Origin of the sequence: Paraburkholderia sp. SIMBA_027, assembly GCF_046535315.1 — a bacterium.
In the GTDB taxonomy this organism is placed as follows: domain Bacteria; phylum Pseudomonadota; class Gammaproteobacteria; order Burkholderiales; family Burkholderiaceae; genus Paraburkholderia; species Paraburkholderia tropica.
The window spans coordinates 475,383-492,455 of record NZ_JAWRWY010000001.1 but is presented as its reverse complement, the minus strand read 5'-3'; the positions used below and the strand labels follow the sequence as shown (position 1 = coordinate 492,455).

Annotated in this window: 11 protein-coding genes; 4 read left to right on the top strand and 7 right to left on the bottom strand. The window is 67.0% G+C overall.

Annotated elements, in window-relative coordinates; translation table 11 throughout:
• Positions 1 to 42 precede the first annotated feature (42 nt).
• Positions 43 to 2,085: a putative bifunctional diguanylate cyclase/phosphodiesterase gene (locus SB764_RS02065; RefSeq protein WP_410862490.1), complete on the bottom strand. Its 2,043-nt coding sequence runs from the start codon at positions 2,083 to 2,085 to the stop codon at positions 43 to 45.
• Positions 2,086 to 2,744: 659 nt separating this feature from the next.
• Here SB764_RS02065 and SB764_RS02060 point away from each other — a divergent pair.
• The 4 genes from SB764_RS02060 to SB764_RS02045 all read left to right on the top strand — a co-directional run bounded on the left by SB764_RS02060 (position 2,745) and on the right by SB764_RS02045 (position 7,815).
• A complete protein-coding gene (locus SB764_RS02060; RefSeq protein ID WP_181440965.1) occupies positions 2,745 to 4,625 on the top strand; it encodes a diguanylate cyclase domain-containing protein in 1,881 nt (626 codons plus the stop codon).
• Positions 4,626 to 4,957: 332 nt separating this feature from the next.
• Positions 4,958 to 5,656 carry a biliverdin-producing heme oxygenase gene (locus tag SB764_RS02055; protein WP_231957716.1) on the top strand — a complete coding sequence of 233 codons (699 nt, stop codon included), beginning with the start codon at positions 4,958 to 4,960 and terminating at the stop codon, positions 5,654 to 5,656.
• Positions 5,657 to 5,739: 83 nt separating this feature from the next.
• Positions 5,740 to 7,389, top strand: a complete 1,650-nt coding sequence (locus SB764_RS02050) for an ATP-binding protein (protein WP_183716224.1) — start codon at positions 5,740 to 5,742, stop codon at positions 7,387 to 7,389.
• 57 nt (positions 7,390 to 7,446) lie between these two features.
• A complete protein-coding gene (locus tag SB764_RS02045; protein WP_065063959.1) occupies positions 7,447 to 7,815 on the top strand; it encodes a nucleotide pyrophosphohydrolase in 369 nt (122 codons plus the stop codon).
• 39 nt (positions 7,816 to 7,854) lie between these two features.
• On the opposite strand, the gene SB764_RS02040 is transcribed toward SB764_RS02045, so the two are convergent.
• From SB764_RS02040 to SB764_RS02015, 6 genes are all read right to left on the bottom strand, one after another.
• Complete coding sequence (locus SB764_RS02040; protein WP_065063961.1) at positions 7,855 to 8,292, bottom strand: response regulator; 438 nt, start codon at positions 8,290 to 8,292, stop codon at positions 7,855 to 7,857.
• Between the two features lie 74 nt (positions 8,293 to 8,366).
• Positions 8,367 to 10,823 (bottom strand): ATP-binding protein, encoded by a 2,457-nt coding sequence (locus SB764_RS02035; protein WP_410862487.1) that lies wholly within the window; start codon positions 10,821 to 10,823, stop codon positions 8,367 to 8,369.
• Complete coding sequence (glgX, locus tag SB764_RS02030) at positions 10,820 to 12,997, bottom strand: glycogen debranching protein GlgX (RefSeq protein ID WP_410862485.1); 2,178 nt, start codon at positions 12,995 to 12,997, stop codon at positions 10,820 to 10,822. The genes SB764_RS02035 and glgX overlap by 4 nt, the downstream gene beginning before the upstream one ends.
• Positions 12,998 to 13,297: 300 nt before the next feature.
• Positions 13,298 to 13,618: an antibiotic biosynthesis monooxygenase gene (locus tag SB764_RS02025; protein ID WP_321870136.1), complete on the bottom strand. Its 321-nt coding sequence runs from the start codon at positions 13,616 to 13,618 to the stop codon at positions 13,298 to 13,300.
• Positions 13,619 to 13,961: 343 nt separating this feature from the next.
• Complete coding sequence (locus tag SB764_RS02020; RefSeq protein WP_065063966.1) at positions 13,962 to 15,278, bottom strand: c-type cytochrome; 1,317 nt, start codon at positions 15,276 to 15,278, stop codon at positions 13,962 to 13,964.
• Between the two features lie 13 nt (positions 15,279 to 15,291).
• Entirely contained in the window at positions 15,292 to 17,070 is a 1,779-nt protein-coding gene (locus SB764_RS02015; RefSeq protein WP_065063967.1) for a GMC family oxidoreductase, read from the bottom strand.
• Between the last annotated feature and the right edge of the window lie 3 nt (positions 17,071 to 17,073).

Sequence of the window (17,073 nt, the reverse complement as noted above, 5' to 3'; positions counted from 1 at the left end):
TTGAAACGGACCCGACGGCCGCGCGCGACGCCTGCGCAACGTCTACGCGGCGTCTTGCGCGAGCGCGTTGGCGCGGTCCACGTTGAGCAGCGCGTCGATGTCCCGCGCGGCCATTGCCTTGCCGAAGTAATAGCCCTGTGCGTACTCGCAGCCCTTCAGACGCAGCATGCGAGCGAGTTCCTGGGTTTCGACGCCCTCAGCCACGGTGGCCATGCCGAGATTCGAGGCCAGCGCGACGATGGCGTCGACGATCTTCGCGCTTTCGCTGCACGTCGCCATCGAGAGCACGAACGAGCGGTCGATTTTGAGCTTGTCGAAATGCAGTTCGTGCAGATGCTGCAGGCTCGAATAACCGGTGCCGAAGTCGTCGAGCGACATGCTCAGCCCCGCGCCGCGAAATTGCGCGAGCACGGCGCGCGCGATATCGAAGTCGCACATCAGCGCCGACTCGGTGATCTCGATCTCCAGACGCTCGGGCGGAAAGCCTTCGTCGGCGAGAATCGGCAGCAGCAGCGACACCAGTTGTTCGTCCTTGAACTGCGCGGGCGAGATGTTGAAAGCGAGGCGATAGCGCTCGGGCCAGCGCAGCGCGTCGCGGCAGGCGCGGCGCAGGATCGCCGCCATGAACACGGGCGCGATGCCCATCTGCTCGATCAAGGGGACGAACAGATCGGGCGGCACCCAGCCGCGTTCGGCGTGATGCCAGCGCGCGAGGATTTCGAAGCCGGCGGTCTGGCCGTCGGCGAGACGCACGAGCGGCTGATAGTACGGACGGATCTCGCCGCCCGCGAGCGCGCGGCGTACGTCCGATTCGAGCGTGGCCTGCTCGCGCAGTTCGTCGTCCATCTTTTGCTCGAAGAAACGGTACGTGCCTTTGCCTTCGCATTTGGCGCGGTACATGGCGATGTCGGCGGCGCGCAGCAGGTCGTCGGCATCTTCGCCGTCGCGCGGGCAGCACGCGATGCCGATGCTCGCGTCCACGTTCAGACGCACGCCGTCCACGTCGATGGGCGCGCGCACGGCGGCCAGCAGACGTTGCGCGAGTTCGCGCGCGACATCGGCCTGTTCGTCGTGCGGGGCGAGGGCGAGCACGGCGAATTCGTCGCCGCCAAGACGCGCGACGGTGTCGCGCTCGCGCACGTTGCGGCGCAGCCGCGCGGCGATTTCGCAGAGCACGGCGTCGCCGGCCGCGTGGCCGTACAGGTCGTTTACGGGCTTGAAGCGGTCGAGGTCGATCACGATCACCAGATAGCCGCTGCCGCGACGGCGCGCCTGTTCGAACGCGGCGCCCATCTCCGCCGCGAGCAGGCGACGGTTGGGCAAGCCGGTGAGCGGATCGTGGCGCGCGAGCGCCTGGGCGTGCGCCTCGGCGGCGCGCGTGGCTTCGTGTGCGTCTTTCAGTTCGCGCGACCGCGCGCAGAGCGCGTCGAAGGCCTTGGCCATCGCGCCGATTTCGTCGGTGCGTTCGAGGTCGGGCAGCGTGTGAATCTCTTCGCCGCGAGCGAGCCGCACGAGCGAATCGGTGATCGTGAGCAAGGGCTGCAGCATCGTGCGCTCGACATGGCGGAACAGCGCGACGCCGAGCAGCAGCGTGAGACAGGCGATCGCGAGCGCGGCTTCGAGCGTGCGCTTGACGAGCTGGCGCGCGTGGCGAGCCGCATCGTGAACGCCGAGCGCACGTTCGTCGCCGGCCGTTTTCAGGCTGTCGTCGCGCAGGTTGCGCAAGTCCGTTTCGCGCAGGCCCTGGCGGTCGATCAGCACGAGGCGCGCGGGCACGGCCCGCACGTTGTCGAGCGCGTGCGCGGGGCGTTCGTTGCGTTCGCCGAGTTCATCGCCGTTGCGATCCGCGTAACGATCCTTGAACGCGTGTGCGGCCGGTTCCGGTTCTGTGGGTTCGGCATGTTCGAGCGCATGGTTCACGGCGAGCAACTGACTCGTGAGCAACAGCGTTTGCGCGGTGAACAGCACGATGAAAATGCCGATGTGCAGCTTCGTGCGCGTGCGGATCGAGCGGCGCAATGCAGCGCTCGCGCTACGCAGCGGCCAGGCATCGCGCGCCTGAGGCGCTCGGGACGCGGGCTTCATGGTGTGATCCATAGGCGTTCGTCTCGATGATCCTCAAGCGCGGCAGGTGCGCTGGCGCGCAAGCAGTCGACGCGTGGCGAAATTGGTGGCGGCGCCGATGCCATGACCGCGCCATGCAGCGGCACGGCGTGCGCGCGGCGAGGCGCTCGCACGGGCCGCCGATGTGCGGCTGCCCGCGAGGCGCGCGGCGCTGGCCCACGAAGGTGGCGAAGTCAATTTTGCAGCCTGAGTCAGTGATCTCATGATGATTGCGCGAACATGAAGCTTGGCCATTTTTACGGCGGCGCCGCACGTTGCTGAAGTCGTCTTACGATATTTTTTTCGGGGGTGCGATCATCGTGAATCAGGTAATTAATCAGGTATCCGTATCAATGGAGATAAATTGCCGAGCGCCGCGAAGCGCAGCCATGTCGCGCGCCGCGCTTGATGCGGATATACCCGCATGCGCGCGGCATGGCGGCATGGCGGCATGGCGTCGTGCTATCCGGGCGCACGGGCGTGCGCTTTTTATTCAGTATTTACCGGGGAAAATAGCGGAAAGCGAGACGTCGCACGCCGCCGCGCGCCGGGGTCAGGTTTGGCGCGCGCTTGCCGTTAACGTGTATCGAGAACCGACCGAGGCGTCGCGCGTGCCGCGCTCGCCACTGCGAGACACCGACATGATTACTGCTCCGCTTCCGCTCGACGAGGACGTCCGCCTGCGCGCGCTGCAACGGCTCGATATCCTCGACTCCGAACCGGAGGAGGCGTTCGACCGCATCGCGCGCCTCGCCGCGCGGGCGTTTCGCGTGCCGATCGTGCTGGTCTCGCTCGTCGACGAAGACCGTCAGTGGTTCAAGTCGCATTACGGCATCGCCGCCTGCGAAACGCCGCGCAGCATGTCGTTCTGCGCGCACGCGGTGTTGAGCAAGCGCCCGCTCGTGGTCGAGGACGCGCTCGACGACGAACGCTTTCTCGACAATCCGCTCGTGCTGGGCGCGCCGCATATCCGTTTCTATGCGGGCGCGCCGCTGCGTCTCGCCGACGGTCAGGTGGTCGGCACGCTCTGTCTGATCGATACCGCGCCGCGCGCGTTCGAGATCGCGGACGTGGAAACGCTCGCCGACTACGCGCAACTCGTCGAGCGCGAACTCGAAGTGCGTCGCAAGCTGATCCGCTCGCGCACGGCGCACGAACGCGACCGCCGCTCGCTCGCGATCAGCGAGGCGCGCTTCACGACCGTGTTCCGGGAAACGCCGATCGGCAACGCGCTGGTCGCGCTCGACGGCCGCTTTCTCGACGTCAACCAGACCTTTTCGGAGATCACGGGCTACGACGAGGCATCGCTGCGCAAGCTCACCTTCGCCGACGTCACGCATCCCGCCGACGTGGCCGCCGACGTGGCGCTCGCGTCCGAATTGCTCGCGGGCAAGCAGTCGACCTATACGACCGAAAAGCGTTACGTGCGTCCCGACGGCACGGCGATCTGGGTGAATCTCGCCGTCACGCTGCTGCGCGACGCGGCGGGCGTGCCCGCGCATTTCATCGCCGCCGTGCAGGACATCGACAGCCGCAAGCGCAGCGAGGAAGCGCTGCGCAACTATCACGCGGAACTCGAGGAACGCGTGCGCGAACGCACCGCCGAACTGCGCCGCAGCCGCGACGCGCTGCAGACCATCACCGACAATCTGCCCGTGCTGATCGCCGTGGTGGACCGCGAACTGCGTTATCGCTTCTACAACGAGACGTTCAAGCGCGTGCTCGGGCCGCGCGCGCCGGGCGAGGTGGGGGCGAACGTGGCGCAAACGCTGCGGCCCGACGTGCTCGCGCAGTTGCAGCCATACTTCTCGCGTGCGCTCGCGGGCGAACGCGTGACGTGCAGCGAGGTGCGGTATCGCGAGGACGAGGAACGCGTCTGGTGCACGACCTATATTCCGGCGAAGCGCGACGGCGTGGTGACGGGTTTTTACGTGATGTCGCACGACGTGACGGAGCAGCGCCGCACCGAGCAGCATCTGCGCGAGCGCGCGCTGGTCGATGCGCTCACGGGGCTCGCGAACCGTCGCGCGCTCGATGAGGAACTGGCGGCCATGCACGCGGGAACGTGCTGCTTCGCGGTGTTTTTCGTCGATCTCGACGGCCTGAAGGGCATCAACGATCGTTACGGCCACGATGCCGGCGACGCGCTGTTGCGCGAGGCCGCGCAGCGGCTGGGCGCGACTGTGCGCGCGGGCGATTTCGTGAGCCGTCTCGGCGGCGATGAATTCGTGGTGGTGAGCCGCGGCGTGGCCGACGCGCGCGACGCCGGGCGCATCGCGCAGGCGATCTGCGGCGCGCTCGCCCGGCCGTTCGTGACGGGCGGCATGCGGGTGGAGGCCAGCGCGAGCGTGGGCGTGGCGATCCACGATGCGAGCGTGGCGGCCGCCGATCTGCTCGCGATCGCCGATACGGCGATGTACGAGGCCAAGCGCGCCGGGCGCAATACCTGGCGGCTCGGCGGCGCGCCGGTGGCGGAAGCGGGCGGCGAAGCCGGACGCTCGCCGGTGGTGTCGCTTTCGTAGTTTCCGCTTTCGTCGTTTCGAGTCGCGTCGCGCGACGCTCTTCGCGCATGTTCCCCTGTCGCCTGTCTTTCACACGCCTTCACGCTGCGCCCGCCCGGGCACAAAACCTGCGCATCTCCCCACCGACGATCTGCTGACGCGCTTGCGTGCGTCCACGCACGATCGTGCCGGCAGCGCGATAATTGGGGCGCGCCAGACACGCAAGGCCGCGTCGCGCCGGTATGATGCAGACCCCAATGCAGACCGATGCCGCCGGCGATCATCGCCCGAATGTCATCATGCTTGGCCGTTGTTGTGCTTGTTTTGCTTGTCTCGCTTATCAGGACCCGACCGTGACCGCTATCCGATCCGCCACCGAATCCTCGTTCGTCGATGTCCTCGGCGCTCTGCGCCTCGCAACCGCCGCGCGCCACGAGGCCGTCGAGCGGGCGATGCCGCTCGCCGTGGGCGCGCCCTCGCTCGCCCATTACCGTCTGCACCTCGAAGTGCTGCGCGACTGGCTCGCGCCACTCGAAGCGTGGCTGCAGCGTTTCGCCGACGGCCCGCAGGACGCCGCGAGCCTGCCGCAAATCGCGCGTCTGACGCTGATCGAGCGCGACCTCGCACATCCGGCGCTGCGTCCGCAGGACACGACCGACGAACTCGCCGAAGCCCGCCTTCACGCGCAATCCGGCGTGCGCGCCGTGCCGCCCGTCGTATCGGCGGTATCCGCCGCGCTCGCCGCCGACGCCGCGTGGCGCTGGGGCGCGTGTTACGTGATCGAAGGCTCGCAACTGGGCGGCGCGGTGCTGCTGCGCAAGCACGCGCCGGCCTTCGCGCCGCATCCGCTCGACTATCTGAGCGGCGACGGCAACGCGCCCGGTCCGCGCTGGCACGCCTTCGTGGCGGCCATGCGGCGCGAAGTGCATACGCCCGTCGCGGTCGACCGCGCCTGCGCGGGTGCGCGCGCCGCTTTCGACCGGCTCATCGCGCTGCTGCCGCCATCGTCGCTGGACACCGTCGCGCCCGCCGCGCGCGTGGTCGCGGCCTGAGCGCTGCCGGGCGTCGACGCATCATGCGCGAGTCCGCTGCGGGGCCGATGGCCGGGTCGATGGCTGATTCAGTGGCCGATTCAATGACAGCGTCCGCCGCGCCGGAGACCGGCGCGCTGCTCGACGTCGCCGACATCTTCGAGGCGCTGCCCGACGCCTGGCTGATCCTCGACGCCGAGGCCACCGTCGTCGCGGCCAACCGCGCCTATCTGGCGCTCGTCGCGTGCGAGCGCGAAGCTATCGTCGGCCGCTCGATCTACACGATCAACCAGGCGGGGTCCACGGCACAGCGCGAGGCGCGCCGCCAGTGGCTCAAGAGCCTGCTCGCCGACGGCGCGCCAGGCGAAAGCCGTCTTGCGCCGCCGATCCGCTACGACCTCGCGCTCGGCGGCAACGGCGCGCTCGTGCCGCGCTACTGGCAGGTGCGCGCGACGCTCATGCGCACCGCGCGCGGCGAGGCGCTCTACGGGCTTTGCGTGCACGACATCACCGAACGCATGGAAGAGGAGGCGCGCGAGCAGCGCGAGCGCGCCAAGCTGCGCTCGCAGGCGCGCCTGCGACAGGTGCTGGTGGACGAAGCCAACGAGCAGTTGCGCATGCAGCAGGAACAGCTTCAGCACGCGCTGGCATTCGCGAGCGTGGGCGCGTGGGAACTGCAGACGCGCACGGGCGTATTCACCTGCAACGAGCAGTTCAAGACGCTGCTGGGTCTGCCGGGTGTGGCAACCATCACCGAACGGCGGCTGTTCGAGGAACTGATCGACGAGGAACATCGCGAGCGCGTGCGCAGCGCGTTCGACGCCGCGCGCCATACCGATACGCCCGTGGAAGTCGATTTCCGCGTGACCTGGCCGAACCGGCAGCGACGCTGGATTCTGTTGCGCGCCACGCGTCCGCGCGGCAGCGAAACCATCGAGTACAGCGAGCAGGAGAACGCGCCGCCCGCGGCGGTGTCGATCATCGGGCTCGCGCTCGATATTTCGATGCGCAAGGAGTCCGAGCTTGAACATCAGGCCGCCGCCGTGACCGAGCGCGCCGCGCGCGAGCGCAGCGAAGAGGCCACGCGCGCGATGGATCATTTCGTGGCGGCCGTGAGCCACGAACTGCGCTCGCCGCTGGGCGCGATCCAGTCGTGGGCGACGCTGCTGCAACGCTCGGCCGACGTCACGCACATGGCGCGCGCGGGTACGGTCATCGAACGCAATGCGCGTCAGCTCGCGCTGATGGTCGACGACCTGCTCGACAGCGGCGCGATCGCCACCGGCAAGCTGTCGATCGAACTCGCGCCCGTCGATCTGGGCGCGCTCGCGGGCAATATCGCCGAGGACATGCGCATGCGCATCGAGGAAAAAGGCGTGCGCCTCGTCGCCGACGACCTCGATTCCTGCGTCGTGATGGCCGATGAAAAACGCGTGCGCCAGGTCATCTGGAATCTCGTGTCGAATGCGCTGAAGTTCACCGAGGCGGGCGAGATTACGGTGAGCGTGCGCGTGCACGGCGAGCACGCCGAGCTTTGCGTGCGCGACACGGGGCGCGGCATCGGCGCCGACGTGCTCGAACGCATTTTCGAACGCTTCTATCAGGCGGCCGGCAGCGGACGCGTGTCCGGACTCGGGCTCGGACTATGGCTCGCACGCAGCATCGTGCGCCTGCATGGCGGCTCGATTCGCGCGCATAGCGACGGTGTGGGCAAGGGCGCGACGTTCGTGGTGACGATGCCGCGGTATCGGTGAAAGCGCTGAATGCAGCGGTAAAATCGCCGCACCGCATTGCTCCCTGACGCCACCGACATGAACGATTCCACTTCCACGCCGCTCGACGCGCTCATCAAGCAGGTGCTCGCGTTTCGCGAGGCGCGCGACTGGCAGCAGTTTCATACGCTGCGCAATCTGATCGTGTCGACCAGCATCGAAGCGGGCGAGTTGCTCGAAACCATCCAATGGAAAGACGATGCGCAGATCGCCGCCATGCTAGCCGATCCCGCCGCGCGCGCCCATCTCGAACAGGAATGCGCGGACGTCTTCATCTACTTGCTGCTGACCGCGCACACGGCGGGGTTCGATCTCGTGAAGGCGGCCGCCGACAAGGTGCGCGTGAACGAAACGCGCTATCCGGTCGAGAAAGCGAAGGGCAACGCGAAGAAGCATTCCGATCTGTGAGGACCGGCGCGCACGTCAATGCGCAATTCAGCGCGACGATCAGCGCGAATAAGGCGGCGGCTCGTTGAGCACGGCCCAGAAGACGCCGAGGTCGTTGATCGCATCCATGAAGTCGTCGAACTCCACGGGCTTCACCACGTAGGCGTTGACGCCCAGATCGTAGCTGCGCAGCAGATCTTTTTCTTCGCGCGACGAGGTCAGCATGACCACCGGAATGCGCCGCAGATGCGCGTTCTCGCGCACGACCTTCAGCACTTCGTGACCGTCGAGCTTCGGCAATTTCTTGTCGAGCAGAATGACGGCGGGGTTTTCGTCGAGGCGATCGGCCCACTGACCTTCGCGGCGCAGGTAGTCGAGCGCTTCCGCGCCATCGCGCAGCGCAACCACCGGGTTCGCAAGGCGCGCTTTTTCAAGCGCGATCAGGGTGAGCTCGATATCGTTCGGATTGTCTTCCACGAGCAGAATGGGTCTTAGCACGACGGTATCCTCTTTCTCCGGCGCCTCTAGGCGCGTTGGGTAGGGCAGGGTTGCAGGTTGATCGGTGAGCGCGGCTAGTCCGGCTTGCGCACGTTGCGAAACGGTTGCGCGCCCGGCGTGACCGACGCGAGCCGCGCGACGGCCGCCGCCGCCGATTCTCCATTTTTCGCGGCGCTTTTCACACCCTCTTGCGCAACGCTTCGTGCGGATTGCGCGGAGTGCGCCGCCTGTGCGGATGGCGCGAGCGCCACGCGCGGGATCGCGAACGACACCATGGTGCCCACGTTCAGTTCGCTCGTCGCCCACGCACGGCCGCCGTGGCGTTCGACGATCCGTTTGACACTAGCAAGTCCGATGCCCGTGCCCTCGAATTCCTCGACGCGATGCAGGCGCTGGAACACGCCGAACAGCTTGTCGACATAGCGCGCGTCGAAGCCCACGCCGTTGTCGCGCACGAACACGATGTCGTAATCGGCGAGATCGCCTTCGCCCGGCGCGCAGCCGATTTCGATCAGCGCGGGCGCGTCGTCTTCCGTGCGCGTGCTCGTGAACTTCACGGCGTTGTCGATCAGATTGCGCAGCACGACGTGCAGCAGCACGGGATCGGCCGTGAGCGTGCAGAGCGTGGCGACGCGCCAGTCGATTGCGCGCGCGGGATGTTCGCGCTGCTGATCGGCGATCAGTTCCTTGACGAGCCGGTTCAGATCGACGGCTTGCTTGTGCAGCGCGGCGCGCCCCATGTGCGAGAACGCGAGCAGATCGTCGACGAGCTTGCCGCCGAAACGCGCCGACGCCGCGATGCGCTCGACGAAATGGCGTCCGCGCGTGGAGAGCGCGTCGGCTTCGGTTTGCGCGAGCAGATCGGCGAATCCGGCGATATGGCGCAGCGGCGCGCGCAGATCGTGCGAGACCGTGTACGAGAAGCCTTCGAGTTCCTCGTTCGCGCGGCCCAGTTCGAGCGCGAGCTGCGCGAGTTCTTCGGCGCGGCGCAGCACGATGTCGAGCAGCGCGGCGCGGAATTCACGGGCGATTTCGATTTCGGCGGCGCGCCATGGCAGCGAGCGTTCGCGCACGATCTCGGTCCAGACGTCGAAGCTCGCGCGCGGCGAGAGCGCCTGCGCGGGCGTCGTTGCCGTGCCGGACGGCGCGAGCTTCGTGCGCGGATCGCCGGCCCACTTGAGCGCGCGCACGACCTCGGGACGGAACCAGATCACGTAATTGCGAAAGAGCCGCGAGATCGACACGGCGAGCATGCCCGCCGCGTCGTGATGAAACGCGGTGCCTGTCTCCTGCGCGAGTTGTTCGCTCGCGTAGACGTCGCCATGCTGATTGTCGAGCCAGTTGAGGATCTGCTCGATCTGTGTTTTGTCGGGCGTGACGCCCACCGTGACGATGCGTCCGTCGAACACGATGGCCGCGCCGCTCGCGCCCGTGAGCGCGAGCAGTTCGTGCGGCTCGGCCGCGAGCGCGCTCACGAAGTGCTCGCTGTTGGCCATGCTCGCGAGCAGGCGCGAGAGACGGCGGCGCAGCGCGAGTCCGTACTCGGCCTGAGCGCCGTCCTCGCGCGCCTCGATCTGCAGCGAGAGCATCTGCGCGATGTGCTCGCAGGCGGCGCGCACTTCGAAGGCGGGCAGGCGCGCGCTGGCGTGATGGCAGGAAATCAGGCCCCAGAGTTTGCCGCGCACGACGATCGACATCGACATCGACGAACCGGTGCCCATGTTCTTCATGTACTGCACGTGCACGGGCGAAACGCTGCGCAGCGACGACCACGTGAGATCGGTCGGTCGGCCCGTGGCCGGATGCAGCGGCGGCACGAGCGGCACGCTCGCGTAGTCGGCGTCGGCGATCAGACGGATGCGGTTCTGCACATAGAGCGCGCGCGCCTGGGCCGGAATGTCGGCGGCCGGAAAGCGCTGATCGAGATACGAGGCGTAGCCGGGGTCCAGCGCTTCGGCGATCACGTGGCCGTTGCCCGCTTCGTCGAAACCGTATACCAGCGTGCGTCCGTAGCCGGTGATGCGCTTGACTTCGCCGGCGGCGAGGCGCGCGAGTTCCTCGACGCCCGGGCTCGCTTGCAGCGCGTGCAGGAAGGTGCGCACGAGCGGGTAGAGCGAGGAGAACACGTCGCCGTTGCCGAGCGCCGGTTCGAGTTCGACGATGGCGACGCCGTCGTAGCGATGCGCGACCACGGCGAGCGGCGCGCGTTCGCCGCCGCGTGGATCGTCGATGGTGCCGACGAGTTGCGGCGCGCCGTCCGAGCCCGGCGCGGCCAGCGCTTCGCGCGCGGCTTGCGCCGCCGGTTCGCCGACGAGCCGCGCGAGCGGCGCGCCGACCAGCGCGTCGGCCGTGGTGCCCGCGAGCGCGCCGCAATTGGCGCTGAGCTGCACGATGCGGCCCGCGTCGTCGAGACTCGCCAGATAGCCGTGGGGCTGGATGCTGCCGGGCAGGTGGATCGGCTCGCGCGCGCAATCGGTGGGCGGATTGTCTGGCGGTTTGTTCGACGGATTGGTGGACGGATTCACGCTCATGCGGTCAGGTCCTCTTCGAGCCGCTCGAACACGCGTTTGGTCGCGCCGCGTGCATGCAGCGCGAACAGCAGCAGCGAGCGGCCCGTGACCTGATAGACGTCGCCGGCCTCGAATTCGGGCAATTCGTCGCGCACGGGCATGTTGGTGTCGATGAGGCAGCTCCACTGGTCGTTGCCGGGCACCGAGGGCAGCGTGAAATCGACCACGTCGTGATAGGCGTTGAGCACGATGAGGAGCGTGGCGTCGGAGGCGAGCCGCATGATGCCGCTGGTCTGCGAACGGCCGTCGATCAGCATGCCGAAGCAGCGCATCTGCGCATCGCCCCATTGCTCGTCCGTGAGCGGCACGCCCGCGGGCGAGAGCCATTCGACGTCGGTGACGCCGAGCGCCTCGTTGTGCTCGCCGCTGAGAAAGCGATTGCGGCGCAGGACCGGCAGCGCGCGGCGCAGCGTGGTGAGCTTGCGCACGAAGTCGGTGAGCGCGCGGCCTTCGTCGCCGATGCCGTCCCAGTCGACCCAACTGATCGCGTTGTCCTGGCAGTAGGCGTTGTTGTTGCCCTGCTGCGTGCGCCCGAATTCGTCGCCGGCCAGCAGCATCGGCGTGCCTTGCGAGAGCAGCAGCGTGGCGAGGAAATTGCGTTTCTGGCGCTCGCGCAGCGCGCGGATCTCGGCGTCGTCGGTCGGGCCTTCGGCGCCGCAATTCCACGAGAGATTGTCGCCGTGGCCGTCGCGGTTTTCTTCGCCGTTGGCCTCGTTGTGGCGATCGTTGTACGAGACGAGATCGTGCAGCGTGAAGCCGTCGTGCGCGGTCACGAAGTTGACGCTCGACCACGGACGGCGGCCGCGCCGGTTGAACTTGTCGGCGGAGGCGGCGAGGCGCGTGGCGAGGTCGGCGGCCTTGCCTTCGTCGCCTTTCCACCAGGCGCGCACGGTGTCGCGAAAGCGGTCGTTCCACTCGGCCCAGCCGGGCGGGAAGCCGCCCACCTGATAGCCGCCGGGACCGCAGTCCCACGGCTCGGCGATCAATTTGACGCTGGCGAGAATCGGGTCCTGGCGGCAACTGTCGAGAAAGCCGCCGCCTTCGTCGAAGCCTTCGGGTTCGCGTCCGAGGATGGTCGCGAGGTCGAAGCGGAAGCCGTCGACGCCCATTTCGAGCACCCAGTAACGCAGGCTGTCCGTGACCATCTGCAGGACGCGCGGATGCGAGAGATTGAGCGTGTTGCCGGTGCCCGTGTCGTTGATGTGATAGCGCGGATTGTCGGGCAGCAGACGATAGTACGAGGCGTTGTCGATGCCGCGAAACGACAGCGTGGGCCCGAGCTCGCTGCCTTCGGCAGTGTGGTTGTAGACCACGTCGAGCAGCACTTCGAGCCCCGACTGGTGAAGACGGTCCACCATGTTCTTGAACTCGTCGATCGAACCTTGCGCGCCGACCGAATAGCGCGGATCGGGCGCGAAGAAGCCGATCGTGTTGTAGCCCCAGTAGTTCGTGAGGCCGCGTTCGAGCAGATGCGAGTCGTTCACGAAGGTCTGGATCGGCATCAGTTCGACCGACGTCACGCCGAGTTCGCGGATGTATTCGAGCACCTTCGGATGCGCGAGGCCCGCGAAGGTGCCGCGCTCGTCCTCGGGCACGTCGGGATGGCGCATCGTGTAGCCGCGCACGTGCGTTTCGTAGACGATCGCGCGTTCGCGCGGCACGCGCTCGCGCAGCGGGTGATGCCAGCTGAAGGTCTGATCGACGACGCGGCAGCGCGGCACGTAGCGGGCGCTGTCACGCGTGTCGAAGGACAGGTCGGCGTCGGGATGGTCGAGCGTGTAGCCGAACACGGATGGATCCCATTTGAGCGCGCCCACGTGCGCCTTCGCGTAGGGATCGAGCAGCAGCTTGTTCGGATTGAAGCGATGGCCGGCCTGCGGTTCGTAGGGACCGTGCACGCGGTAGCCGTAGATCGCCCCCGGTTGCAGGTCCGGGACGAAGACGTGCCAGACCTCGTCGGTGTATTCGGGCAGCACGATGCGCTCGATTTCGCGCAGGCCCGTCGCGTCGAAGAGGCAGAGTTCGACCTTGGTCGCGTGCGCCGAAAAGAGCGCGAAGTTGACGCCGCGTCCGGTCCAGGTCGCGCCGAGCGGAAACGGTTGGCCCTCGGCGATGGCAGTGGCGGTCTTCTTCATGGGCTCTCGTGGAGGGGCGGCGCTGACGCTTGCCTGGTGGGCGGAGGGCGGTCGATCGGTCGGTCGTTCAACCGAAGAGAAGAGGAAGCAAGGTCCGGGCCAAGGGGGATGAGGCCGGGGATGCGCGTGGGCGCGGGGATCTTGACTGGTCGGCGGGGTGGTGGTGCCCCGCTTTGTGTAAGTTTGGCCGGGTGGGTGTGAAGTTTTTAGCCGATTTTTTTGGGGCGCGTGCGGCGTGTGTGCGGGCGCACGTGGTCCGGCGTGGTTGCGCGTGGTTGCGCATGGTTGTGTCGCGCGCGCTTATTTCACCGTCTGGACGACTTCGAAACCCTCGAATTCCGGGTGGCTCAGGTAGAGCGGCCGACTCTCGCTCGCGTTGCCCGCATTCCGGTGCGCTGCGCGGAAGGCGTCCGAACGTGTCCAGTCTTCAAACGCGCCATGGTTCGCCCAGATCGTGTGGCTCGCGTACAGCGTGTGGTCTTCGCGCGTTGGACCCTTCAGCAGGTGGAATTCTATGAAGCCCGGGACCGTCTTCAGGTGCGTTTCGCGGTTCTTCCAGACTTCTTCAAAGGCCGGTTCCGATCCCAGCGCGACTTTGAAGCGGTTCATGGCGATGTACATGGGTTTCCTCGGCTGTGGTTGGCGGTTGCTTTCTCGCTTTGATTATAGGGATCTTGGCTTGGGGTGGCGTTGAACTGGTTTTCTTGTCGGTCTGCAAGCGTCGCCCCTGTGCGGGGCGGCACCTACTTTTCTTTGCAGCGGCAAAGAAAAGTAGGCAAAAGAAAGCCGCTCACACCGCCAGTGTGACGCCGTCCGCAAACTGCCGTTTATGGGGAATGGTGTAGGAGCGTCCGGCTTCTCGCACCCTTGCACTGAGTGACAAAGCCGTCATCCATCCAGCGGCGCTGCGCGCGCCGTGAGGGACACCGGCAAACCCTCGGTTTGCCGGTGTTTGCTGCTTTTTTTACCGCTTCGCTTCCAGGCCCATCTGCGCCCGTACGCGCTTCACATCATCCGCGCTCACTGCGCTTGCGTGATTGCCCCACGCCGATCGGACGAAGGTCGCGAGTTGCGCGACTTCGTCGTCGTCGTAGCGCCAGGCGAACGGCGGCATCGCCAGCGGCGCCGGCGCCGATGCCGTCGACGGCAGGCGCGAGCCCGCCAGAATCACCGCGATCAGCGAGTCCGGATGCTCGGCCAGCACCGACGGGTTGTTCGCCAGCGACGGAAACACACGCGCCGCGCCTTCACCGTTCTGGCGGTGGCAGGCCGCGCAGCTGTCGATGTAGATGCGCGAGCCCACGTCGTTCGCGTGGCCCGTCATGATCGCCGTGAGCGTCGCGTCGTCGGCCTTGTAGGCGGGCGCGGCCGCGTCCGTCGAAGCCGGCGTCAGACTCTTCAGGTACACCGCGATCGCGTGCAGGTCGGCATCGCTCAGATGCTGCGTGCTGTGCTCGACCACTTCTCCCATCGGACCCGTCACGGCCGAGTGCGCGTTGCGGCCCGTCTTCAGCAGCGCCACGATGTCCTCTTCCTTCCAGTCGCCGAGGCCCATGCCCTTGTCGCCGCGCAGATTGACCGGCGCGCTGCCGTCGATCTTCGCGCCGCTCAGGTAGCGCGCGCTCAGCCCGCTCAGGTCGACTTCCTGGAAGCCCACGCCGCGCGGCGTGTGGCAGGTGCCGCAGTGCGCGAGGCCTTGCACGAGGTACGCGCCGCGGTTCCATTCGACGCTGTGCGCGTCGTCGGACTTGAAGCGCGCGTCGTCGTGGAAGACGCGGTTCCAGTACGCCAGCGGCCAGCGCAGGTTCAGCGGCCACGGAATGTCCGCGGGCGTGTTCGGCTGCGGCGAGGCGGCGACCTGGTTCGTGAAGTACGCGTACAGGTCCTTCAGGTCGGCGTCGCTGACCTTCGCATACGACGTGTACGGCATCGCCGGATACAGATGGCGGCCCTTCGGCGTCACGCCTTCGCGCATCGCCAGCACGAAGTCGTCGAAGCTCCAGTCGCCGATGCCGTGCGCCTTGTCCGGCGTGATGTTGGTCGAATACACGGCGCCCAGCGGCGTCGCGAGCGGCACGCCGCCCGCGAACGGCGCGCCGCCCTTGGCGGTGTGGCAGGCCATGCAGTCGCCCGCGCGCGCGAGGTATTCGCCGCGTGCGGCGTTGCCCGGCGCGGCGAGCGCCTGCGGGTCGATGGTCACGGCGGGCTTCGAGCGGCTGCCGGCCCACAGGCCGCCCACCACCACCACGACCGCGACGAGTGCTACAGAAAGTTTGCGCATGTCGTGTGGCTCCTCAAACCTGGACCATCGGGCCGGGGTTCTTCAAATAACGTTCGCGGATATTCGCCGCGGCCCAGTACGCCAGACCGCCGACAAGGCCGGTCGGGTTGTAGCCGATGCCGTGCGCGAACACGCTCGCGCCCAGCACGAACACGTTCGAGACGTCCCAGCTTTGCAGGTACTTGTTGACCACCGAGGTCTTCGGATCGGCGCCCATCGACGTGCCGCCGTTCACGTGCGTGCTCTGGTACGCGCGCGTGTCCCAGTGCGCGCCCGGCTTCAGAATGCGGCCCGAGATGCTCTTCGGGTTCATCTGGCGGCCGATCTCCATCATCTTGCCGGCCACGTATTCCGAGGCGCGCAGATCGTTGTCCTGCCAGTCGAGCGTGATGCGCAGCAGCGGCTCGCCGTAGGCGTCCTTGTAGGTCGGATCGAGGTCGGCGAAGCAGCCGCGATACGCCATGTTGCTGATCTGCGATTCGATGCGGCCCGTGTGCAGGAAGTTGTCCGCCACGGCCTGCTTCCACTCGCCGCCCCACTTGGGCGTGCCCTTGGGCAGCGGAATGCCGCGCACCGGACCGTTACCGGTCTGACGACCCCAGATGATGCCGCCGCCGATGAAGCCGAGCTTGCTGTGATCGAAGTTGTCCGCGTTGAACTCTTCGATCGCCTGACCGCCGCCGCCCGCGCCCATGAACTGGTTGATGTAGACGTCCTTGTCCCAGAACATGTTGACGCTGTTGAGCACCTGGTAGCAGAAGTTGCGGCCCACGGTGCCTTCGCCGGTATCGACGTTGTACGGCGTGCCGATCTTCGACGACAGCATCAGACGGATGTTGTGCAGCTGGAATGCGCCCAGCACGACCATGTTGGCGGGCTGGAAGACTTCGTTGCCCTGAGCGTCGATATAGGTGACGCCGATGGCCTGCTTGCCGTCCTTGTCGAGTTCGACGCGCAGCACGTGCGAATTCACGCGCAGTTCGAAATTGGGCTTGCGCAGCAGCGCCGGAATGATGGCGGTTTGCGGCGAGGCCTTCGAGTAGTTCAGGCAGCCGTAGTCGCTGCAGAAGCCGCAGAAGTTGCACGGGCCGAGCTGGCAGCCGTACTCGTTCGTGTACGCGCCCGAGGCGTTGCCCGCGGGCAGCGCGAACGGCTTGTAGCCGAGTTCGCGCGCGGCCTTCGCGAACAGACGTCCGGTCGGGTGATCGGGCAGCGGCGGCAGCGGGAATTCACGCGAGCGATACGCTTCGAACGGATTGCCGCCTTCTTGCGGCTTGCCCTTGATGTTGCCCGCGCGGCCCGAGGTGCCGCACACATATTCCCAGCGGTCGAAATGCGGTTCGAGTTCGTCGTAGGTCACGCCCCAGTCTTGCAGCTGCATGCCTTCGGGGATGAACTTCTCGCCGTAGCGTTCCTTCACGCGGCTGTAGAGACGCAGTTCTTCCGGCGTCACGCGCGACTGTACGCCCGACCAGTGCGTGCCCGCGCCGCCGACGCCTTCGCCCGGTTTGAACGAGCCGATCTGACGATAGGGCAGGGCCGTGTCGTTCTTCGTGTGACGCGTGGTGACGGTCGTCTTCGAGAGATTCTGCAGCAGCGCGTTGCGCGCGGAATACTTGATCTCGTCGACGATCTGCGGATACGCGAAATTCGGAATCGTGTCGCGGCCGTCGCCGCGTTCGAGCGCGACCACATCGAGGCCCGCGCTGCACAACTCCATCGCCATGATCGAGCCGGTCCAGCCGAAGCCGACGATCACGGCATCCACGGCCTTCTTTTTCACTGTTGCCATATG